Origin of the sequence: Paractinoplanes atraurantiacus, assembly GCF_900215205.1 — a bacterium.
Classification (GTDB): domain Bacteria; phylum Actinomycetota; class Actinomycetes; order Mycobacteriales; family Micromonosporaceae; genus Actinoplanes; species Actinoplanes atraurantiacus.
Window position 1 is genome coordinate 44,662 of record NZ_OBDY01000025.1, and the last position, 21,695, is coordinate 66,356.

At 68.9% G+C, this 21,695-nt stretch carries 20 protein-coding genes and 1 tRNA gene; 13 read left to right on the plus strand and 8 right to left on the minus strand.

The annotated features are described in order from the left end of the window. Nucleotides 1-766 precede the first annotated feature (766 nt). Complete coding sequence (locus tag CRP55_RS38275; protein WP_097326896.1) at nucleotides 767-1,579, minus strand: DUF881 domain-containing protein; 813 nt, start codon at nucleotides 1,577-1,579, stop codon at nucleotides 767-769. A 179-nt stretch (nucleotides 1,580-1,758) separates the two neighbouring features. On the opposite strand from CRP55_RS38275, the gene CRP55_RS38280 reads away from it, so the two are divergent. Together CRP55_RS38280 and CRP55_RS38285 are read left to right on the plus strand one after the other, a co-directional pair. After that, nucleotides 1,759-2,022: a cell division protein CrgA gene (locus CRP55_RS38280; protein WP_097326897.1), complete on the plus strand. Its 264-nt coding sequence runs from the start codon at nucleotides 1,759-1,761 to the stop codon at nucleotides 2,020-2,022. A gap of 171 nt (nucleotides 2,023-2,193) precedes the next feature. After that, nucleotides 2,194-4,323, plus strand: a complete 2,130-nt coding sequence (locus tag CRP55_RS38285) for a (Fe-S)-binding protein (RefSeq protein WP_097326898.1) — start codon at nucleotides 2,194-2,196, stop codon at nucleotides 4,321-4,323. Between the two features lie 4 nt (nucleotides 4,324-4,327). Here the strand turns inward: CRP55_RS38285 and CRP55_RS38290 are convergent, their stop codons facing one another. Continuing rightward, nucleotides 4,328-4,996, minus strand: a complete 669-nt coding sequence (locus tag CRP55_RS38290; protein ID WP_097326899.1) for a GOLPH3/VPS74 family protein — start codon at nucleotides 4,994-4,996, stop codon at nucleotides 4,328-4,330. A gap of 101 nt (nucleotides 4,997-5,097) precedes the next feature. Here CRP55_RS38290 and CRP55_RS38295 point away from each other — a divergent pair, with 101 nt between their 5' ends. The 5 genes from CRP55_RS38295 (at nucleotide 5,098) to CRP55_RS38315 (ending at nucleotide 10,991) form a co-directional block, all read left to right on the plus strand. Further along, entirely contained in the window at nucleotides 5,098-6,432 is a 1,335-nt protein-coding gene (locus tag CRP55_RS38295; RefSeq protein WP_097326900.1) for a hemolysin family protein, read from the plus strand. Next, entirely contained in the window at nucleotides 6,425-7,471 is a 1,047-nt protein-coding gene (locus tag CRP55_RS38300) for a hemolysin family protein (protein WP_097326901.1), read from the plus strand. Before CRP55_RS38295 ends, CRP55_RS38300 begins: the two co-directional genes overlap by 8 nt. A gap of 75 nt (nucleotides 7,472-7,546) precedes the next feature. Next, entirely contained in the window at nucleotides 7,547-8,377 is an 831-nt protein-coding gene (locus tag CRP55_RS38305; RefSeq protein ID WP_097326902.1) for a LamG domain-containing protein, read from the plus strand. Nucleotides 8,378-8,427: 50 nt separating this feature from the next. Further along, nucleotides 8,428-9,147: a hypothetical protein gene (locus CRP55_RS38310; protein WP_097326903.1), complete on the plus strand. Its 720-nt coding sequence runs from the start codon at nucleotides 8,428-8,430 to the stop codon at nucleotides 9,145-9,147. Nucleotides 9,148-9,233: 86 nt separating this feature from the next. Further along, entirely contained in the window at nucleotides 9,234-10,991 is a 1,758-nt protein-coding gene (locus tag CRP55_RS38315) for an ATP-binding protein (protein WP_097326904.1), read from the plus strand. A 232-nt stretch (nucleotides 10,992-11,223) separates the two neighbouring features. On the opposite strand, the gene CRP55_RS38320 is transcribed toward CRP55_RS38315, so the two are convergent. Together CRP55_RS38320 and CRP55_RS38325 are read right to left on the minus strand one after the other, a co-directional pair. Continuing rightward, nucleotides 11,224-11,294, minus strand: a tRNA-Gly gene (locus tag CRP55_RS38320). Nucleotides 11,295-11,348: 54 nt separating this feature from the next. After that, entirely contained in the window at nucleotides 11,349-11,843 is a 495-nt protein-coding gene (locus CRP55_RS38325; RefSeq protein ID WP_097326905.1) for a pyridoxamine 5'-phosphate oxidase family protein, read from the minus strand. 76 nt (nucleotides 11,844-11,919) lie between these two features. Between CRP55_RS38325 and dcd the strand changes: the two genes are divergently transcribed. Both dcd and CRP55_RS38335 read left to right on the plus strand, forming a co-directional pair. Further along, entirely contained in the window at nucleotides 11,920-12,498 is a 579-nt protein-coding gene (gene dcd / locus CRP55_RS38330; RefSeq protein ID WP_097326906.1) for a dCTP deaminase, read from the plus strand. A 295-nt stretch (nucleotides 12,499-12,793) separates the two neighbouring features. Next, nucleotides 12,794-13,021: a class I SAM-dependent methyltransferase gene (locus CRP55_RS38335; protein ID WP_097326907.1), complete on the plus strand. Its 228-nt coding sequence runs from the start codon at nucleotides 12,794-12,796 to the stop codon at nucleotides 13,019-13,021. Between the two features lie 80 nt (nucleotides 13,022-13,101). Here the strand turns inward: CRP55_RS38335 and CRP55_RS38340 are convergent, their stop codons facing one another. Next, nucleotides 13,102-13,578, minus strand: a complete 477-nt coding sequence (locus CRP55_RS38340; protein ID WP_097326908.1) for a YcxB family protein — start codon at nucleotides 13,576-13,578, stop codon at nucleotides 13,102-13,104. A gap of 109 nt (nucleotides 13,579-13,687) precedes the next feature. Here CRP55_RS38340 and CRP55_RS38345 point away from each other — a divergent pair, with 109 nt between their 5' ends. After that, nucleotides 13,688-13,951: a YciI family protein gene (locus CRP55_RS38345; protein WP_097326990.1), complete on the plus strand. Its 264-nt coding sequence runs from the start codon at nucleotides 13,688-13,690 to the stop codon at nucleotides 13,949-13,951. Here CRP55_RS38345 and CRP55_RS38350 read toward each other — a convergent pair. Next, entirely contained in the window at nucleotides 13,948-14,493 is a 546-nt protein-coding gene (locus CRP55_RS38350) for a phosphoribosyltransferase (RefSeq protein WP_097326909.1), read from the minus strand. The two genes, CRP55_RS38345 and CRP55_RS38350, sit on opposite strands and share 4 nt — an antisense overlap. A gap of 100 nt (nucleotides 14,494-14,593) precedes the next feature. On the opposite strand from CRP55_RS38350, the gene CRP55_RS38355 reads away from it, so the two are divergent. Next, nucleotides 14,594-15,724 (plus strand): PP2C family protein-serine/threonine phosphatase, encoded by a 1,131-nt coding sequence (locus CRP55_RS38355; RefSeq protein ID WP_097326910.1) that lies wholly within the window; start codon nucleotides 14,594-14,596, stop codon nucleotides 15,722-15,724. Here the strand turns inward: CRP55_RS38355 and CRP55_RS38360 are convergent. Beyond that, the gene (locus tag CRP55_RS38360) at nucleotides 15,721-15,939 is read right to left on the minus strand and encodes a hypothetical protein (RefSeq protein WP_097326911.1); all 219 of its coding nucleotides are present in this window, start codon (nucleotides 15,937-15,939) and stop codon (nucleotides 15,721-15,723) included. The two genes, CRP55_RS38355 and CRP55_RS38360, sit on opposite strands and share 4 nt — an antisense overlap. Before the next feature lie 285 nt (nucleotides 15,940-16,224). Between CRP55_RS38360 and CRP55_RS38365 the strand changes: the two genes are divergently transcribed. After that, nucleotides 16,225-18,081, plus strand: a complete 1,857-nt coding sequence (locus CRP55_RS38365; RefSeq protein WP_097326912.1) for an acyl-CoA dehydrogenase — start codon at nucleotides 16,225-16,227, stop codon at nucleotides 18,079-18,081. 164 nt (nucleotides 18,082-18,245) lie between these two features. Further along, nucleotides 18,246-21,134, plus strand: coding sequence for a FlgD immunoglobulin-like domain containing protein (locus tag CRP55_RS38370; protein WP_218854815.1), 2,889 nt, complete (start codon nucleotides 18,246-18,248; stop codon nucleotides 21,132-21,134). On the opposite strand, the gene CRP55_RS38375 is transcribed toward CRP55_RS38370, so the two are convergent. Beyond that, nucleotides 21,131-21,652: a SixA phosphatase family protein gene (locus tag CRP55_RS38375; protein WP_097326914.1), complete on the minus strand. Its 522-nt coding sequence runs from the start codon at nucleotides 21,650-21,652 to the stop codon at nucleotides 21,131-21,133. The genes CRP55_RS38370 and CRP55_RS38375 overlap by 4 nt on opposite strands. Between the last annotated feature and the right edge of the window lie 43 nt (nucleotides 21,653-21,695).

Here is a 21,695-nt window from a genome sequence, read left to right on the forward strand (position 1 = left end):
GCGGCGTGCTCGATCGGGCGCTGGCGGGCGGCGCTGACCGCGGCGTTCAGCTCGTCGGGGGTGTTGCGTGCCGAGGAGATGCGCTGCTGGGTCGCCACGTCGGGTCGCAGAATGGCGGTCTCGGCGGCGGCCGGCGGTTGCGGCTCCGGGAAGGCTGCCGGCGACTGGGTCGGGCGCTCGGGGAAGGCGGTCGGGCGCTCCGCCTGCCAGTCCGGGATGGCCGCCGACGGAGTTGCGGGCTCCTGCCGGATCGGGAAGGGGGCCGAGCCGGCCCCGGAAGACTGCTGGGCTGGAAAGCCGGACGAGCCAGCTCCTGAGGCCTGCTGGGCTGGGAAGGCGGCGGAGCTGGCTCCGAAGTCCTGCCGTGCGGGGAAAGCGGCCGAGCCGGCTGCGGAATCTTGCGGAGGCGGGAAGGCTGCGGGCTGCTGCCGTGCCGTGAAGGTCGGCGGCGCTGGGTCCTGCTGGGTGGGAAAGGCCGCTGGGTCCTGCTGGGTGGGGAAAGGCGCCGGGTCCTGCTGGGTGGGGAAAGCCGGCGAGGGCGGGTCCTGGCGGTCTGAGAGGGCCGCCGTGGGGGCCGGGGGTGCCGGTGGGCGGATCGGGGCGGCCTGGGAGCCGCTCAGGCCGATCGGTGGGGCCAACGGGCCGCCGGGGACGCCGTCGGGGGAAGCGTCGGTGATGCGGGGAATGTAGGCCGTCTGCGCGTCGCCGTCGGGCGCTCGGTGGCGACCCGAACCGGCGCTGCCGGCGGGGGTGTCCGGAGCGGCCATTACCCGGCAACCTGCGCGGATCGGAGGTCACTCGACCCGTCGTACGCCCGCACTGTCACGTTCCTCTCGACCCTTTCCGTGTAGCCGAGGCCGAAGTCGGCGACCGCATCCCGGAATTGCTGGACCCCTTCCGCGGACTCCAACGCGCGATGCATCGCTGTGGGTTCGCCGATCGCCGTGATCTTGAACGGTGGCGAGAAGACCTGGCCGTGAAGCAGCAGCGTGTTGCCGACACAGCGTACCGCGCTCGTCGAGATAACGCGGACATCCATGATCGACATTGCCTCTGCTCCGCCGGCCCACAACGCGTTGACCACGGCTTGGACGTCGCCCTGGTGCACAACGAGGTCATCGTTGTCGGGGGCATTGGCGTCGGAGAACTCATTGCTCCGGCGGGACGAGTCGTCGAGGGTGACTGTCATGCCGGAGCCCTGCAGAGCCGTGAAGCCGGCCGGTGATCGCAGCGCGTCGGCGTCCTTGCGGGCCTTCGCCACCTGGGGGTCGACCTTGGCGAGCTGGGCCGTGTCCTGGTCGACGGAGGCCCGGAGTTTGGCCGCCGCCTTTTCGCGCGCGTCGAGGCGTACCCGCTTGTCGGCGATCAGTTGGGCCAGCTGGGGCCGCCGGTCGTCGCGCAGGGCCGTGCCGTCCGCCGTGCGCGCCGAGGTGGTGAAGAGCAGGCCCGCGGCCAGCGCGATCAGCGGAACCACGGCGGACCAGCCGCGTGTGCGCTGGGCGCGCCGGCGTGGCCGGAAACCGCCGAGCGCGCGCCGCAGCACGAGCCGCCACGAGGGCGCGCCAGTGGTGTATTCCACGTCCTCGGTCCTCCCGGAAAATCGTGCCGGACAATTTCCTCGCCTGGCGGGTGCCTGTCGGAGCGCAGCCTTGACTACGCTAGCTGTCGAACATTAATCGCCACGGGCAGCATTCGGGATCTCCGGAGCCGCTCAGCGGTGGGGTTGTTCACCACTTGTTGCCCTTCAGGAGATGCACCGTGCCGAAGTCTCAGGTTCGCAAGAAGAAGGTCTACACGCCGCCGACGGACATTCGTCCGGCGGCGACAGCGGCTTCCAAGAAGCCGAGCCCGATGTGGCTGCCGATCACCGCGGTGGCGCTCATCGTGATCGGCATCGCCTGGCTGGTCGTGTATTACCTGTCGTCGCAGCAGTACCCGGTCGAGGCCTGGCGGTACTGGAACCTCGCTGTGGGCTTCGGGTGCATGGTCGCCTCGCTGGGCATCCTGTCGCGCTGGCGATAGCCCAGTAATACCTGCTTAGCGCGGGTATCGTCGATTTCGTCCGATTCAAGCGCACCCCGGGCCGACGGCGCGGGGTGCTCTTTGCGCTACTTGACCCGGCGGCGTGCAGCCGCCTATTACTCGTGGGTAACATGAGCGCGTCGGACTGCCGACCGAGGAGGCACAACCCAGATGGGCATAGCGCAGATCGTCGCCACCGTCCTGGCCGGCCTGGTCACCGTGGTGGCCGTCGTGCTGGCGGTGCGCGCCGTCCTGACGATCACCGCGGTGATCCGCCAGGGGCAACCGGATCCCGCGCGTTTCGCGGACAAGGGCTCGCGGACCAAGACGATGCTGACCGAGACCCTCGGTCACACGCGGATGCTCAAGTGGTCGGCCATCGGTGCCGCGCACTGGCTCGTGATGGTCTCGTTCATGATCCTGTTCCTGTTGGTCGTGGAGGCGTACTTCGAGGTCGTCGACCCCGCGGGTGAGCTGCCGATCGTCGGGCACTGGACGGTGTTCGGGCTCGTCACCGAGTGGATCGGCATCCTGGGCCTGCTCGGCATCGTCTACCTGATCTTCGTACGGCAGAAGAACATCCGGCAGAAGCGGTCGCGGTTCCTCGGTTCGACGATGTGGCAGGCGTATTTCGTCGAGGCCGTGATCCTGGGCGTGCTGGTCTGCGGGTTCCTGATCCGCGGCTTCAAGGCCGCCAACGACCATCTGCCCTACCCGACCTGGTCGGCGCCGCTGTCGCACGCGATCGGCGCCGCGCTGCCGTCGTGGGAGGACGGCGCGACCTGGGTCGCCCTGGTCAAGCTGTTCATCTCGATGGGCTGGCTGATCACGATCGCGCTGAACCCGACCATGGGCGTGGCGTGGCACCGCTTCCTGGCGTTCTTCAACATCTTCTTCAAGCGCAGCCCGGAGAAGCCCGCGGGCTCCGGCCTGGGCGCGCTGCGGCCGATGATGAGCCAGGGCAAGCCGCTCGACTTCGAAGAGGCCGACCCGGAGAAGGACCAGTTCGGCGTGGCCCAGGTGGAGCAGTTCACCTGGAAGGGTCTGCTCGACTTCTCCACGTGCACGGAGTGCGGCCGGTGCCAGTCGCAGTGCCCGGCCTGGAACACGGCCAAGCCGCTGTCACCGAAGCTGCTGGTTCTCAGCCTGCGCGACCACGCGTACGCCAAAGCGCCTTATCTCCTCGCCGGAGGCGGCAAAGATCTGACCGGTGAGGAGAAGGCGACCGAGGCCCAGCTGGCCCACATGGACGTGCTGGCCCTCGCGGAGGGCAACCGCCCGCTCGTCGGCACGGAGGACGAGCAGGGCGTGATCGACCCGGACGTGCTGTGGTCGTGCACGACCTGCGGCGCGTGTGTGGAGCAGTGCCCGGTCGACATCGAGCACATCGACCACATCGTCGACATGCGCCGCTACCAGGTGCTGATCGAGTCGTCGTTCCCCAGCGAGGCCGGTGTCATGCTGCGCAACCTGGAGAACAAGGGCAACCCGTGGGGTGCCCCGCAGAACACCCGCGAGGACTGGACCAAGGGCCTCGACTTCGAGGTGCCGCGGGTCGGCGAGGTCGAGGACTTCGACTACCTGTTCTGGGTCGGCTGCGCCGGCGCGTTCGAGGACAGGGCGAAGAAGACCACCCGGGCCGTGGCCAAGCTGCTGCACGAGGCCGGGGTCAACTACGCGATCCTGGGTGAGGGCGAGACCTGCACGGGTGACCCGGCGCGGCGTATCGGCAACGAGTTCGTCTTCCAGATGCTGGCTCAGCAGAACGTGGAGACGTTGCAGGAAGCGAAGGTCAAGAAGATCGTCGCGACCTGCCCGCACTGCTTCAACACTCTGGGCAACGAGTACGAGCAGCTGGGGCTCGAGGTCGAGGTCGTGCACCACACGCAGCTGCTGGCCCACCTGGTCAAGGAGGGCAAGCTGACCCCGGTGCAGCCGATCGAGGGTGACGTGACCTATCACGACCCCTGCTACCTGGGCCGGCACAACCGGGTGTTCGACGCGCCCCGCGAGGTGCTGGGTGAGGCCGCGAACCTGGTCGAGATGCCGCGTAACCAGGAGCGGTCCTTCTGCTGCGGCGCCGGCGGCGCCCGCATGTGGATGGAAGAGAAGATCGGCAAGCGGATCAACGTCGAGCGCACCGAGGAGGCCCTCGCGACCGGCGCCAAGACGATCGCGGTGGGCTGCCCGTTCTGCTACACGATGATCGGCGACGGGGTCACCGGCAAGGGCGAGCAGGAGAACGTCGAGGTCGTGGACGTCGCGACGGTTCTCCTGCGATCGCTCAAGCAGGAAGTCTGACCCGCTAGTTCGTGGTGCCGGCGGTGGCCGCGGTGGTCGAGGCGACGATCGCGACCATCACGGCCGCCTGGATCTCCTCGATCGTCTTCTTCACCGCGGCGGCCGCCCACGAGCCCTCGCCGATCTCACGCAGTCGCGCCTGGACCGCTTTGCGGTCCAGGTCCGCGAAGACCTTCTTGTCGAGGCCGGTCGCGGCGACCAGGGCACAGAGAGCGGCCGTACGGGGGTCGACCGCACCCGATCCGGTCACCGCGGCCTGCATGCGCTGCCGAGCCTCGGTCTCCGCCACCGGCTCGACGCCGTTCGCGGCCGGATACCGGGTGCGCGGGAAGACCCAGAGCACCTTGTCCTTCTCCACGGTCAGCACCCCGTCGGCGACCAGCCGGTCGAGCACTCGCGGGCGGGTGTCCTTGGAGAACTTCGTGACCCAGTGGCCGGGCCGCCGGCCGCGCTCCTCGGCCCGGAGCTTGCCCAGAGCGCCGTCCAGGATCGCGTCGCCGGTCGCGGCGCCGTCCAGGACGATCACCTTCTTGTCGGCGATGTCGACCCGGCCCGCGAGCGCGAGCTCCAGCAGCACCGCTCCGCCGAGGCCGTTGTCCAGGTGCGTGCCGTCGGTGAGCGGGGTGCCGTCATCGTCGTACGCGAGCAGCAGGAACTCCTCGGCAAGGTTCATGCTCATGACGGTAACCAAAGCGAGCGAAGATCAATCGCTGAAGCGCCCGGACGCGGGGAATCGCCCGCATCCGGCACAATGGGGACCGAGGTGAACCGATCATGGACGGCCTGTTCCTGACCGCGGTGCTCCCGTTGGCGGCGTTCGCGCTGCTCACGGCGGGCAACGCGTTCTTTGTGGCCGCCGAGTTCGGTCTGGTGACGGTCGACCGGCCCGAGATCGACGCGCGCGCCCGCTCCGGCGACCGCCGGGCCCGCACGGTGCAGCACGCCCTGCACGAGCTCTCGTTCCAGCTCTCCGGCACCCAGCTCGGCATCACGATCACCGCGCTGCTCACCGGCTATCTCGCCGAGCCGGCCCTGTCCAAGATCTTCACCCCGCTGATCGAGCCGATCGGCGGCGACGCGACCGAGGGCATCACCCACGCGATCGCCCTGGTCGTGGCCACCCTCGTGTCGATGCTCTTCGGCGAGCTGGTGCCGAAGAACGCGGCACTCGCGCGGCCGATGCGCGCGGCGCTGCTGACCGCGGCCCCGCTGCGTACGTTCTCGAAGCTCTTCAAGTATTTGATCGGCGCGCTGAACGGGTCGGCGAACTGGCTGGTGCGCCGGATCGGCGTCGAACCGCAGGAGGAGCTGGCCAGCGCGCGTTCGCCCGAGGAGCTGGGCCTGCTCGCGGCGATCAGCGCGCGGGCCGGGACGCTGCCGAACGAGACGGCGACGCTGGTGCGCCGCACGATCCGGTTCGGCGAGAAGAGGGCCGCGTCGGCCATGACGCCGCGGGTCGACGTGGTCGGGCTCACCGTCGGCGCCAGCGTGGCCGACCTGATCACCAAGGCCCGGGAGACCGGGCACACCCGATTTCCGGTGTACGAAAACACGATCGACCTGGTCACGGGGGTGGTGGCCGTGCCCGACGCGTTGGGTGTGCCGCCCGAACGGCGGGCGGCGACCCGGGTTTCCACGATCGCCCGCGAGCCGGTGTACGTGCCGGAGAGCCTCGGTCTCGACAAGGTGCTGTCGGCCCTGCGCGAGGCCGGCGCCGACCTGGCGATCGTGGTGGACGAATACGGCGGCACCGACGGCGTGGTCTCGGTCGAGGACCTGATCGAGGAGCTGGTCGGTGAGATCGCCGACGAGTACGACGCGGAGCAGGCCGAGACGTCGACGGTGGAGCTGACCGCGCCCGGCGGCGAGAAGACGTTCCTGGTCGACGGCCTGCTGCGCGAGGACGAGCTGATCGAGCAGACCGGCTTCAAGCTGCCCGAGGGACCGTACGAGACGCTGGCCGGCTTCCTGCTGGCCCGGCTCGGCCACATCCCGGAGGTCGGCGAGTCGTACGAGACGGGCGGTTGGGAATTCACGATCATGGCCGTCGACCGGCACCGTGTGGAGCAGGTCCGCGTCGTCATCCCGCCGGAGCCCGCCGATGACTGAACTGCTCGTCACCGTCCTGCTGCTGGTCGGCAACGGCATCTTCGTGGGCGGCGAGTTCGCGCTGATCGCGTCCCGGCGTACGGCCCTGGAGCCGTTGGCCGCGACGTCCAAGCGGGCTCGATGGGCGCTGTCGGCGATGAGCCAGATCCCGTTGATGATCGCCGGCGCGCAGCTCGGCATCACGGTCTGCTCGCTGGGCCTGGGCGCGCTGTCCGAGCCGGCGGTGGCCCATCTGCTCGAGGGACCGTTCGAGGCGCTGGGGCTGCCGGAGAACGCGATCCATCCGGTGGCGTTCGTGCTGGCCCTGATGATCGTGGTCTTCCTGCACACGGTGATCGGCGAGATGGTCCCCAAGAACATCACGCTGGCCGGGCCCGAGCGGGCGGCGCTGATCCTCGGCCCGTTCATGCTGGGCTTCTGCACGGCCACGAAGCCGCTGCTCAACGCGATGCGCTGGGCCGCCAAGATCGTCCTGCGGCTCTGGAAGATCGAGTCGACGGACGCGGTCAAGACGGTCTTCACGGCCGAGGAGCTGACCGGGATGGTGACGCAGGCGCGGGCCGAGGGACTGCTGGGCACGGAGCAGTACGCGCGGATCAACGCCGCGCTCGGCCTGCAGGACCGGACGGCGGCCGACACGCTGCGGCCCTGGTCGAGCGTCACCACGATCGCCGACGACGTGTCACCCGCGACGGTCGAGGCGCTGGCCACGCGGACCGGGCGGTCGCGCTTTCCGGTGGTCCAACGGGAGACCCGGCGGGTGCTGGGATTCGTGCACGTCAAAGACATTTTGGGGTACGGGGTGGAGCGCCGCACCCGGCCGATCCCGGCGGAGATCATCCGTCCTCTGGCGGTGGTGCCGCCCGACCGTACGCTCGCCGATCTTCTGTTGACCATGCGCCGCGACCGTCTGCACATCGCGCTGGTGAGCGACGGCCGCACCCCGCTCGGAGTGATCACATTGGACGACGTGATCCACGCGGTCGTGGGGGAGCCCGCTCACCCACACGTACCGGCGCCGACTCGGGTGGTCGGCTGACCTCGTCCGGAGTAATTCCGGTTCGATTGCTTGCCGGTCCGTCGTCGTGGGTGTTGGGTGCCGCACAATCCCGACATGTCACGAAAAGGGTGGTGGTTGGCGCTGGCGGTGGTCGTGCTGGCCGGCGGAGTCGCGCATTTCTATCGCCTTCCGGCGTACGGAATCGCGCTGCACACGCCGGCGGCCCGGGCCGGCGCGCTGGCCATGTCGGTCTCGCCCTCGGCACCACCGATGCCGCCGGCGCCGATCGGCATCGCGTCCGGGCCGGTGTCCATTCGCTACACCTTCGACGGGGGTGTCGGAAAGCCGATCACCGACGTCAACGGCGGCCACGAGCTGCGGCCGGTCGGTGAGAACGGCGGGATCCTGCGCCTCGTACGTCAGCAAGGGTCCTCGGGTCTGGCTGTCTCCTATCCCGATCGGTGCAAGCTGGCCCAGGAGCGGGACTGCCCCCGCGCGATCCTGGAGGGCGCGCGGGACGACACGCTGAACCCGGGCGTTCGGAAGCTCAACTACGGCGCGTCGATCCTGATGACGCACGCGGACCTGTCGGACGGCGCCAACGTCGTTCAGAAGGGGTACTCCGTGGGCGGTGTGAGCCAGTACAAACTGCAGGTCGACCATCGTCTGGGCCATCCGTCGTGCGTGCTGGCCGGCAGTGGCGGGATCCATCGGGCCGAGGCGTTGCTGGACGTGGCCGACGGCCGTTGGCACAACCTGTCGTGCATCCGGCGGCGGGACCGGCTGACGCTGGACGTCGACGGCACGCGCCGGGCCGAGGTCGCCGTGCCGGCGGAGCTGTCGATCGCCAACGCCGAGCCCCTGCGCGTGGGCGGCAAGGGCACGAACCGTGGCAACGACCAGTTCGCCGGCGAGATCGACAACGTCTTCGTGGCGATCGGCTGAAACGGACAAAATGTGTGTTGCCGGATTTGCTGTATGGGAATAGTGCAGACATGACTTCTCGCCTGTTAACCGCAACCGTCGCGACAGCGCTGCTGATCGCGGTCCCCGCCGTCCCGGCCAGCGCTTCCAGCCACCGCCCGTGCTCGGTCGAAAAGCACAGCACCACCTCCGGCATCACCAAGGTCGGCACGGCCACCGCCACCGTGGGCGCCGACGGCGTCAAGCTGACGACAGCCCGCTCCTCCAACAGCGACAAGGTGTCGTGGCAGACCTCGTTCCGCTCGGTCCTGGCCAGCACCGTCGAGGAGGCCTCATACGAGACCGTCAAACTCGACACCACGGCCGGCGACAACAACGTCGTGAACGACGCCGCCCTGCCGGCCTACCACCTGTACGTCCGCACCCCCGCCGGTCCCGGCACCCTGGTCTTCGAGCCGTACTACTACTTGAGCTCCATCGGAGCCGGAAACCCGCAGCGCAAGGTGCGCACGGAGTGGAACGTCCTGGACGGTCCCCTGTGGACCCCGTCCACGACGATCGCCGGCCTCCCCAAGACCGCAGGCGGCCCCGCCACGCTGAAGTTCTCCGAGGTGGTGGCAGCCAACCCTAAGATGACCATCACCGGCATCGGTTTCGGCCTGGGCACCTACAACGCCGGCACCACAGCCATCCTGGACGAGCAGCGCTTCGCCACGACCCGCACCTGCTCCGACCACCAGTGGTCCACAGGCTTCAAGACGGGCCGTTGGTTCCCCGGCTGGCTCCGCTGACGCTCCTCCTTCGTGATCGCACTTAAGTCGATCATTAAATCCTGCTAACCTTCCTGCTAATCAGGATGGTTAGCAGGATAGGTGCTGTGAACGCCGAGGAACTTGCCGAAATCGTCGAAAATCTTCGTGTGCTCGGCAGCGATGTCGCTGACGTCGAGGTGAAAAAGGCCCAGGGAGGCCTTCCGAAAAGTCTGCGTGAGACGTTGTCCGCCTTCTCCAACACCCGTGGTGGAGTCGTCATCCTCGGATTGGACGAGGGCGACCGGTTCATGCCCGCTCGATTGGCGGACCCCGCCAAACTGGCATCGGACCTGGCCTCGCTGTGCTCCAGCGAGATAGAGCCCGCCATTCGGCCGTATATACAGATTCACCCTTTCGAGGGGGCTCAGCTGGTCGTTGCCGAAGTGCCGGAGATCCCGCGCGAGCAGAAGCCCTGCTACTACAAAGGCGCCGGTTTGACGAAGGGTGCCTACACCCGGCTGCACGACGGCGATCGACAACTGTCCAGCTACGAAGTACAGATGATGCTGTCTGCGCGTGGGCAGCCGAAGGAAGATTCGGAGCCGGTCGCCGGCGTCGGAATCGAGGCACTCGACAGTCACTTGGTCGCGGCCACGATGTTGCGTCTTCGTAGCAGTCGTCCGTACTCGTATCGCGACTTGAGCGTGGCGGACATTCTTCGTCGAACGAAGGTCCTGATTCCCCGTCCCGACGGATCGGGCGAGGACGTTTCCGTTGGCGGACTGCTGGCGCTTGGTAGCTACCCTCAAGAGCACTTCCCGCAGCTCATGCTGACGTTCGTTCACTACCCGACCGTCAGCGGCCCCGCTGAGGAGTCGGGCGTCAGATTCCTGGACAGCGTTGCGATCGAGGGCCCGATCCCGGTGATGGTTCGCGATGCCTTGGCGGCTATACGGCGGAACATGTCACGACGCTCCATAACCACCGGAGCCGGGCGGCAGGACATCTGGGAGTACCCGGAGACGGCTCTCAGAGAGGCCATCACCAATGCTCTCGTTCACCGGGATCTCTCCGCCGCGTCACGGGGTGCGCAGGTCCAAGTCGAGATGTTTCCTGATCGCCTTGTCATCCGTAACGCGGGCGGCCTTTACGGGCCAGTGACCCTGGAGAATCTCGGCGAGGAAGGAGCGACTTCTTCCCGAAACGCCGCTCTTCTGCGTGTCTTGGAGGACGTTCCGATTCCAGGCGAGGACCGCACGGTCTGTGAGAACCGTGGTTCCGGCATCCGCGCCATGTTGATCTCGTTGCGGCGCTCGGGCATGACCGCGCCCAAGTTCGACGATAGGATCTCGTCCTTCGTGGTGACCTTCCCGAACCATTCGCTCCTCAACGACGATGTTGTTCGGTGGATCGGCAGTCTCGGCGAGGCTGGACTGACGGATGGCCAATGCATGGCACTCGGGTTGATGCACGACGGGACGGTCATCGACAACGCCAGCTATCGCAAGCTGACCGGGCTCGACTCTCGAAAGGTCACGGCCGAGCTTCAGGACTTGGTTGGTCGCGAACTCGTCGAGCAGGTGGGTACCGGGAGGTGGGCCCGATATCGTCTGGCTGAGCGACTCGCGACAGGCGGCGCAACCGACCGGCCCAGCCGAATGGCGCCGGCGGATCGTCGCGAGGAAATCCTCGACGCACTGGGGACGACGACCGCTTCTCGCGCGGAGCTTGCTGCCAGGACCGGGTTGTCGGATCAGACGGTTCGCAGGTGGCTAACGATGCTGCGTCGAGAGGGGCTCATCGAGGCCACAGAGACGTCGACCGCAAGCAAACACACCAAGTACCGCCGCACATACCCCTCCCCCGACCCAAAGCTCTTCTGACAGGGCCGCTTCCCGTCCCCCCGCCCTCTTTCCCAGCGCAACCACCGCACCGTGGGGGTCTGGGGGTCGCCCGAGCGCAACCACCGCCCCGAGCGCAACCACCGCCCCGAGCGCAACCACCGCCCCGAGCGCAACCACCGCACCGTGGGGGTCTGGGGGGTCGCCCCCCAGGTAGGCGTAGCGAAAAAGGCCCCGGTCTGCGCTTTCCGCAGACACAGGGCCTTCACCTTTGAGCGGGTGACGGGAATCGAACCCGCACTGTCAGCTTGGGAAGCTGATGTTCTGCCATTGAACTACACCCGCGTAGCGGGCCCCACTGTACCTGATTGCGGCACTCTGTGGCGGGACCGCCCTTACTCAACTCACCGCGGCCAAGGGGCGCGGTAACTCGGCTCGCCACGTGCGTGACAGGGGGCTCACGTCGGGGGAGAGGGGCAGAGCGCCCGCTGGGCCGTGGCGGCGGAGGGTGGCTGAGTCGATCATCAGCTCGTAGAGGCGCCAATCGACGTCGGGGGAGGCGCGCAGGGCGCCTGCGAGCCGCGTGATCACCCGCGGGTCGGTCACGCGGACCGCTCGGCCGTTCACGAAAGCCTCGTCGTCGCTCTCTTCCGGGGGAAAAGAGTGCAGCGCGTAGCGGCCGTCGCGGTCGAGGTCGCCACGCTTGGGTGAGGCGACGATGAAGCAATAGAGTCCCTCGTCGGTGATGACCGGCGACACCGGATGGACCCGTGGTGAGCCGTCGGCACGCACCGTGGCCAGGTAGGCCAGGCCGGGGCCGTACTGCTGGAGGAGCGCGCGGATGCCGGCTGCGAGGGTGGGCTCAACCGCGGCGAAATCGGACCAGGAAGCCATGCCGTCATTCTATCGAACATACGTTCGACACGCCCACCAAAACACGCCGAACGGGCAGCTTGGGTAAGGTGTCGCCATGCTGCTGTCCGACCGTGACCTGGTCTCCGAGATCAAATCTGGCGACCTGGCCCTGGAGCCGTTCGAGCCGGCGCTGATGCAACCGTCCAGCATCGATGTTCGCCTGGACCGCTTCTTCCGGGTGTTCAACAACCACCTCTACACCCACATCGACCCGGCCGAGCAGCAGGACGACCTGACCGCGCTCGTCGAGGTCGCCGCCGGCGAGCCGTTCGTCCTTCACCCGGGCGAGTTCGTGCTCGCCTCGACGCTCGAGGTGATCACCCTTGGTGAGCAGCTCGCGGGCCGCCTGGAGGGCAAGAGCAGCCTCGGCCGCCTTGGCCTGCTGACACACTCGACCGCGGGATTCATCGACCCCGGGTTCTCCGGTCACGTCACGCTCGAACTGTCCAACGTGGCCAACCTGCCGATCAAGCTCTGGCCCGGCATGAAGATCGGCCAGCTCTGCATCTTCCGGCTCTCCAGCCCGGCCGAGCACCCGTACGGTTCCGCCGTCTACGGCTCCCGCTACCAGGGCCAGCGCGGCCCGACGCCGAGCCGTTCGGCGCAGAACTTCCGCACCTGGCCGACCGCGTAAGGGCAAACTCCGGCTGTCGTAGCGGGGTGGTGGGTACGGACCGCTGCTCACGCCGAGGGCCGCGGCGGGGTGAGCAGGGCGCTGGCGCGCCCAGAACGCTCACCCCACCACGGCGACGTGCGTAAGTGGTCGCGCTCAAAACCACCCCTGTGGATAACTCCGGATCAAGGCCCGCCGCAGGAGCAGAATGACCCCGTGACGAACTCCACGGGGACCTATTTAGACAGAACCAGCGGCCTAAGACCTGGTCGCTTCCCTGCGCGTCGACATCCAGGGTGCCGACCTCTCGCCCGCCATGGTCAGGGAAGCCGAAGCCTCGGACCCGCAGATTCCCTTCGCCATCGGGTCGCTGCTGGATCTGGACTTTCCTGACGCCAGCCTCGACGGCGTGGTCGCCTGTTACACCTTGGTGCACACCCCGCCCGAGCTGCTGCCCATGGCCTTCGCGGAGTTCGCCCGGGTCCTGAGGCCGGGCGGCCGCCTGCTGCTCGCCTACAAGTCAGGCGATGCCAAACGGGTTTGACCGAGACCATGCGCCTGGAGCGTGCGGCCGAGCCGCCGGAGAGGCAGCCCCGGGCCTACGGCATGTTCCTCGAGCCGGGGTCAGCTGTGGCGGATCTGTAGGCCGTGGCCGGCGGCGGTGCCGAGGACCTCTTCGATCTGGGCCGGGGTCAGGCCCGCGGTCGGCACGGGCAGGAAGCGGGCCCGGGTCCGGCCGAAGACCAGCTGGCCGGCGAGGTTGTCGACCCTGGTGAAGGCGGTCCAGGCGTAGGCGTGGCGGCTTTCGGCCGTGGAGAGGGCCACGCCGCCGTCGCTGATCTCGTAGGTCGTCAGACGGCCCGCGTCGAGTGCTCGGCGGGTGCCGGTGTTGATCAGGAGGAGGGGGATGCCCACGGCCAGGAGCACTCCGAGCACGAGCAGGGGGATGTCCAGCCCGTTGCCGGTGAGCTCGTGCAGCGCGGCCAGCCCGATCGCGGCCCAGCCCGCCACCCGGGCGATCAGCAGCGGGCGGCGCAGGCCGTGGCGCAGGGCGGTGGCGGCCAGCCGGGGGTCCGGACGCGCGGTGATCTGCAAAAACACTCCTGAAATGTAACTTTTCGGGAGTGTCGGACACCATCGGCCGCTCAGCCGAGCGAGAACCACCCGGAAGAAACCTCAACCGGCTCGTACGATTGCCGGCGTGTATTTGATGATTTCGAAGTACGTTGTGCCGGTCGAGCAGGTTGACGCCGTGCGGGCCGAGCACCTGGCCTATGTGGACTCGCTGGAGCAGCGGGGGCTGCTCGCCTCGGCCGGGCGGCAGGATCCGCCGGTCGGTGGGGTGCTCGTGCTCAAGGTCACCGAGCGGGAGCGCGCGCTCGAGCTGATCGCCGAGGACCCGTACGTCAAGGCTGGGGTGGCCGAGTACACGCCGGTGGGCTACGTCGCCAACCGGGGACTCGTCACGGACTAGACGGGCTCGATGTCGTCGCCGGTGAGCAGGCCGCGGATGGTCAGCTCGCGGGCCACCGGCGGCGGCGTCTCGTCCACGATCACCGCGGTGCCGACGTAGCCGGGGCCGAACAGGCTGCTCAGGCCCCGTGCCTGGGCGCCGGTCGACGCCCAGTCGTCGACCACGAGCACGCGATCTTCCGGCGTGAGCAGCTGACGGCGTACCCCCAAATGCTGTTTTTCTCCCCGATGATCCGACGGGACCTCGGCCCAGATCATCGGCTCGGCGATCGGGCGGCGGGCGCCGGCCCGGTAGGCCTCGACGAAGCCGACGCCCAGCGCCCGCGCCACCAGTGGGCCGACCAGGAAACCCGTCACCTCCGGGGCCACCACGACGGTCGGCTTGTCGGCGCGGAACAGGTCGGCCAGGCCGTCGCCGAGCTTTTCGAGGATCACCGGATCGCGCCACCAACCGGAGCGGTCGCTCACCAGATATCCACTGCCGTCGCCCGGGTCGGTCCACCGGAAACCGGCCCTCAAACGATCACGCAAGTCGCTCGCCACGCCGACATCCTGTCATCGTGCGGCTGATCCATTCCGCCGCGCGGTCAGAACCCGCTCAGACTACGGGTCAAGTTAGTGCAGTCCGTCGCTCTGATCGGGCATGCTGTGTCGCGTAACCATGCCTACTCTGCCGCCGGGCCGCCGCCGCCCGCTGAGCCCTGGATCCCGCGCCGGCCTCGGCGCGGCCCTCGTGCTGCTCGCCGTCGTGTCCGCGGTGGAGCTGGCCGACCCGAAGACGGCCGACTTCGTGGGCCTGCTCGCCGCCGTTCCGTTCCTGGCCGCCGTCTTCGCCTTCTGGCAGACGGTCCTCGTCGTCGGCATCGTCGCGACGGTCGTCGGGATGGCCTTCGTCGGGGCGGCCGGGCCGATCACCGTCGCCGGCATGGTCAACCTGCTCGGCATCCTGCTGGCCACCGGCATCGCCGGCGCCGTGGCCACGATCCGGCAGCGGCAGGCCGACCGGATCGCTGAGTTGCAGCGGCTGGCCGCGGTCGCCCAGCAGGCGGTGCTGCGGCCGCTCGGGCCGCAGGTCGGCTCGCTCGCGGTCGCCGGCCGCTACATCTCGGCGACGGCCGCCGCCGACATCGGCGGAGACCTCTACGAGGCCCTCGACACGCCGTACGGGGTTCGCATCATCATCGGTGACGTGCGCGGGAAGGGCCTGGACGCCGTCCGCCTGGCCAGCATCGTGCTCGGCTCGTACCGGCACGTGGCGTACGAGCGCAATGATCTGAAAGCCATGGTGACCGACCTCGACCGGGCGGTCGCGCGCAGCGTCGGTGACGAGGATTTCGTGACCGCGGCGCTGGTCGAGGAGCGTGGCGGCACGCTCACGATCGTCAACTGTGGACATCCGGCCCCGCTGCTGCTGCGGCGCGGCCAGGTCATCCCCCTGGAACCGCCGGCGCCGGCGCCACCGCTGGGCTTCATGCCCGAGGTGAAGGCGCGGGTCGAGCGGCTGGAGCCGGGTGACCGGCTGCTGCTGTTCACCGACGGGCTCGGCGAGGCCCGCCGGGAGGGCGAGTTCTTCCCGACCGCCGATCGGGCCTGGCGGCTGCTGGGCCACGGCACGGTCGGTGATGGTCTCGCCTCGCTCGAGACCGCCCTGGTCGACTGGGTGCACGGCCGTCTCGAGGACGACATTGCGCTGGTGCTGCTGGAATACGCGGGCCCGGACGACGGCGCGACGATGCCGATGCCGAGCTGGGAGGTCGGCGCCGCGGGCAGTTAAGCCGCGGCGATCTCCTGGGTCTCGGCTTCGAGCACCTGCGCCTTGCCCTCGAGTACCGGCACCTTGCCCTCGGGGACCGATTCTCCCGTGGGCGGAGCGGGCGCGGGCGAGACCGGAACGGGCACCGGTTCCGGCTTGCGGTGGCGCCCGACGTAGTGACGTGGCTGGTCCGCCTGGCGAGGCTCCGGAATCAGGCTCTTGATCGTGGCGAACATGCGCGCCCCCTTGGCGGCTTGAATGAACGTCTATCCACAGCAACGAGCCGAGGAACCCTCCGATACGTCTGTGGCGCATGGGAGCACGCAAATAGCCGAACGGCTGTCCTGCTGGCCACCCGATCGGAGGCGTTTGATGTGCGAACCGACGGACAGACCCCCACACGCGGGTGGTCGGTCACGAAACGGCTTGCGGCTTGTCCGTCTCTACCGATCAGTAATACAGTGGGAGTTACTGACGGGTAACTCCAAGACTCGCGGCGTTCGGAGAGCGGGGCCAGCAGCATGACTCACTACAAGGGCAACCTTCGGGACCTCCAGTTCAACCTGTTCGAGGTCTTCGAGGCTGATCGTGCGTTCGGCCAGGCGCCGTACGAGGACATCGACGCGGAGACCGCCAAGGACGTTCTTTCCGAGGTGCACCGCCTCGCCACCGAAGACCTCGCGGCCAGCTACACCGAGGCCGACCGCAACCCGCCGGTCTTCGACCCCGCCACGCACACCGCGCCGCTGCCGGAGTCGTTCAAGAAGTCGTTCGAGCAGTGGATGGCGTCCGAGTTCTGGCGCCTCGACCTGCCCGGCGCCCTCGGCGGCACCCTCGCCCCGCGCGCCCTGTGGTGGGCGCTGGCCGAGAACATCCTCGGCGCCAACGCGCCGGTCTGGATGTACTCCTCCGGCCCCTCCTTCGCGCACGTCGTGCACGAGGAGGGCACCGAGGAGCAGAAGCAGTGGGCGAAGCTCTTCGTCGAGAAGCAGTGGGGCTCGACCATGGTCCTCACCGAGCCCGACGCCGGCTCGGACGTGGGCGCCGGCCGCACCCGGGCCATCCCGCAGCCCGACGGCTCGTGGCACATCGAGGGCGTCAAGCGCTTCATCACCTCGGGTGAGCACGACCTGAGCGACAACATCGTGCACTACGTGCTGGCCCGCCCGGTCGGCGTGGAGGGCGTGGGCGGTCCCGGCACCAAGGGCCTGTCGCTGTTCATCGTGCCGAAATACCACTTCGACGCCGAGACCGGCGAGCTGGGCGAGCGCAACGGCGTCTACGCCACGAACGTCGAGCACAAGATGGGCCTCAAGGCCTCCAACACGTGCGAGATGACCTTCGGTGAGCACGGCACGCCGGCCAAGGGCTGGCTGCTGGGCGAGAAGCACGAAGGCATCCGGCAGATGTTCATGATCATTGAGTACGCCCGGATGATGGTCGGCACGAAGGCGATCGCCACCCTGTCCACGGGTTACCTGAACGCCCTCGAGTACGCGAAGAACCGCGTACAGGGCGCCGACCTGGTGCAGAACGACAACAAGGCCGCCCCGCGCGTCACGATCACCCATCACCCCGACGTGCGCCGCTCGCTGATGCTCCAGAAGTCGTACACCGAGGCCCTGCGTGCCCTGGTCATCTACACGGCCACCTGGCAGGACAAGGTGGCCATCGCCGAGGCAGCCGGCGACACCGCCGCCGCCAAGGCCGCCAGCAAGGTCAACGACCTGCTGCTCCCGCTGGTCAAGGGCGTCGGCTCCGAGCGGGCGTACGAGCTGCTCGGCCACGAGTCGCTGCAGACCTTCGGCGGTTCCGGCTTCCTGCAGGACTACCCGCTCGAGCAGTACGTCCGCGACGCGAAGATCGACACTCTGTACGAGGGCACCACGGCGATCCAGAGCCTCGACCTGATCTTCCGCAAGATCGTGAAGGACCAGGGCCGCGCGCTGGCCACCCTGGCCACCGAGATGCAGTCGTTCATCGAGAGCGAGGCCGGCAACGGCCGGCTCAAGGAGGAGCGCCTCGCCCTCGGCAAGGCCCTCGGCGAGCTCCAGCAGATCCTCGGCGTGACCATGGGCTGGCTGGCCGCGGTGCAGGGCGGCGAGACCCGCGAGCTGTACAAGGTGGGCCTGACCTCCCGCCGCGTCCTGCTCGCCCTCGGCGACGTCGTCCTCGCCTGGCTGCTGCTGCGCCAGGCCGACGTGGCCCTCAAGGCCCTGGGCCGCGAGGTCTCGGCGGCCGACAAGAACTTCTACGAGGGCAAGATCGCCGCGGCCCGCTTCTTCGTCCGCGAGATCCTCCCCCGCGTCGGCTCCGACCGCCGCATCATCGAGAACACCACCCTCGACCTGATGGACCTCTCCGAGGACGTTTTCTGATCCGTTCGACCAGGAGAAAGGCCGGCCGAGAGGCCGGCCTTTTTTCGTTGATCTTCTATATGGACGGCTGTTACGCTGCGCTCCACGCGTGCGGGGGCGCGCTCCGTGACGGTTTCCGGGAACGCCACCACACCTCTCTTTCTTTTCTTCCTTCAGGAGGATCGGTGGCTCCAGCCATCCGGAGTCTGGCCGCAGCGGCCATCGGCGTCGGAATAGTCCTGACCGGTCTGCCCGCACAGGCGGCGCCGGTCACCCGAGCGGCGGCAGCTCCGTCGGGTGAGGTCGTGATCCCGGCCGCGTCCCGCTTCGTGCCCCGCGCGACCCGCATCCTCAACGCGGGCCTCACCGGCTTCCTCTGGGCTCAGGAGGGCGACGACCGCCTCCTGTGGACGGACTACGCCACCGGGACGGCGACCGCCCTCGCCCAGCGGCTTCCCGAAAAGGTCGTCTACGACATGGACGGCGGGTTCTACCCGTCGAGCCCGTCCTGGAACCCGGGGTGGTACGGCGCCGGCAGTGACACCGTCGCCCTGTACGACGCTCAGCGGGTCCGGCTCCAGACGGGGGCCGGGGGCGACGTCACCGAGGTCGTGCTTCCGGAGGGCCACTCCTACCAGGGAACCTTCGGCGCCGTGGTCCTCAGCCGCAGCGGCTACGAGGGCGGACCGCAGACGTATCACCTCTGGCGCGACGGCGCCGAGAGTGCCGTGACGGGTCTGCCGGCCGATGCCGCCGACTTCACCGTCGAGGACGGCGACGCCCGTTCGGTGATCCTCAAGTACAAGCTGCCCGATGCCACCGGCTGGGGGTCCTGGTCGATCGTCGACCTCGCCACCGGAGTGGCGACCGCGCTGCCGGTCAACGACGAGGACGGCTGGGATGTGGCGGCCTTCCGGCTCGGTGGTGATTCGGTCCTGCGCGACCGGTGGGGCCGGGGCAAGATGGACGTGTACGACCGGGACGAGCTGACCGCCGCGCCGCGGACGGTCGACACCGGGCAGTTCGGCTACCAGACCGTGTACGGCGTCGCCGGCTCCTCGCTGCTCGCCGTCGATCCGATCATGCCGGGCAACAACATCTACCGCGGCCAGCCGCTCTGGTCCTTGCGGACCGACGAGGCCGACCCCGACCAGACCGAGGTCATGAGCCCGGCCGCCCACCAGATCGTCCAGGCTCCGGACGGATCGGTCCTGGTGGCCGGCGCCGCGAAGTACGTGCAGTACGGCGACCTCGACTGGGGCTTCTACCGGATCACCGAGGCGGCCGGCGGAACGATCCAGCGGCGCGAGATCGCCGACATCGCGCCGATGCCCGCGCAGACCCTGGGCATGTCGCTCGGCAGCGGCATCCTCACCACCGGCGTCAACAGCACGATCTACGAGCCGGGCGGCCTGCTGGGCGCCTATCGCAGCACCTGGCTGACCACGGGCGGCACGCCCTCGGTGGAGAAGACCACGCTGGACGCCTGGGTGACCGGCGACGACGGCGACTGCCACTACAGCGGAAGCCCGACCTGCGTCACGATGTTCGCCGACGGCACCGGCTTCCACGGGCGGCGGGACGACACCTATTTCGAAGAGACCATGTTGTACGCCAACGGGTCCGCCACGCCGGGCCCGAAGGTCAAGACCGGGTTCTCGTCGCCGTACCTCCTCGACCTGTCCGGTCGCTACGGAGTGATCAACAGCGGTCCCAAGGGCGCGCAGGCGATCGCCGACTTCCGGGCCGGAACACTGCTGCAGAAGCGTGACGACGTCCCGGCCGCGGTCTGGGGCAACCTGCTGTGGAGCGCGTCCGCCGAGGGCGGCCGGGTGACCGCGACCCGGATCCCCGCGACGACGGCGGTGGAGTCCTTCACCACCTCCAACAACTGCACGCCGACCCAGGTGCAGGCGGTGGGCCGCTGGGTCTACTGGTCCTGCAACGAGTACGGCACGGCGTACGGCTCCGGCGTCTACGACCGGGTCACGAAGACCAGCGCCGCCGCGCCCGGCGAGAAGGTGCTGCTCGGTGACGGCTACTACGTCCAGCAGGACGCGGCCGGCACGCTGACGCTGTTCGACCTGTACCACCCCGGTACGGCCGGCCGGGTGATCGGCGCCGTCGGGCAGTACACCGAGCCGCGCGTCTCCTGGACCGTCGACCGGTTCGGCGGTGGCGTCGCCTGGTCCGATCAGGAGGAACGCGTCCACGTGACGCCGAGCGGTGTGCCGGCATCGGCCCTCACCGTGATCGACTCCGCGGTGTCGGCCACGGTCCCGAACTGGTCGGGCACCTGGTGGCTGTCGAAGCCGGGCGCCGCCTGGCAGCTCGTCTTCCGCAGCTCGGCCGGCACGGTGCTCCGGACGATCTCCGGCACGTCGGCCCGCGGCGTGGTGAAGGCGACCTGGGACGGCAAGGACTCGGCGGGCAGGGCCGTCGCCAACGGCACCTACGGCTGGTCGCTGACCGTGACGCCGGCCGACGGCCAGGGTGCGCCGCTCACCGCCGGGGTGGCCGCTCCGCCGGCTCCGCTGAAGGCCACCAAGGCGCCCACGATCACCGGCGCCGCCGTGGTCGGCTCCACCGTGAAGGCCGCCACCCTGGGCACCTGGACGCCGGCGCCGACGTCGTACACCTACCGCTGGGCCGCGAACGGCGTGACGATCAAGGGTGCGGTCTACCAGTCGTACCCGATCACCGCCGCCGTCCTCGGCAAGCGCCTGACCGTCACCGTGACCGCGAACCGCGCCGGTCACCCCTCCGGCAGCTCCACCTCGGCCGCGACCGCCGTGGTGGCCAAGGGCGCGGCGCCGCGCAGCACCAAGCGGCCGGTCATCCTGGGCACGCCCAAGGTCGGGCGCACCCTGTCCGTCTCCACCGGCGGCTGGTCGATCAAGCCGGACTCGTACCGCTACGAGTGGCGTCTCAACGGCAAGCTGATCAGCACGGGTACGAAGCTCAAGCTCACCTCCGGCATGCGCAACAAGAAGCTCGTGCTGACCGTCGTGGCCCGCAAGACCGGCTACAACGACGGCCGCGCGGCCAGCGTGGCGGTGACCGTCAAGAGCTAACCGCGGGCGGTGTGTCGCTCGATCAGGTGCATGGCGCGGGGCTCCGTCGTCGACCAGGAACCTTCTTCCCGGTGGACGGCGAGCCCCGCCGTCTTGAGGGCGACGTCGACGCCGTCGTACTGGGCGTCGGGGATCAGGAGCAGGGAGACCTCGGAGACGGTGGGGTTGTGCCCCACGACCAGGACGGTGCGGACCGTGTCGGGGACCGTGCGCAGCAGGTCGAAGACCTCCGTGCGGCCTCCGAAGTAGAGGGACTCCTCGTAGCGCACCTCGGGGGCGCCGCCGCCCGGCTTGGCCTGGGCCAACGCGATCGAGACGCCCTGCCACGTCTGGCGGGTGCGGGCCGCGGGGGAGCAGAGGACCAGGTCGGGGTGGAGGCGCTCGTCGGCCAGCCAGGCGCCGGCGGCGTCGGCGTCGGTCTCACCGCGCTCGGTCAGCTTGCGGTCGAAGTCCTGTTGATCGTCACCGATGATCTCGGCCTTGGCGTGGCGGAGCAGAACGAGCGTCCGTGCGGTCATGGGGACAGCTTGCCTGATTGAGGAATCGGGCGGGTGGGTAACC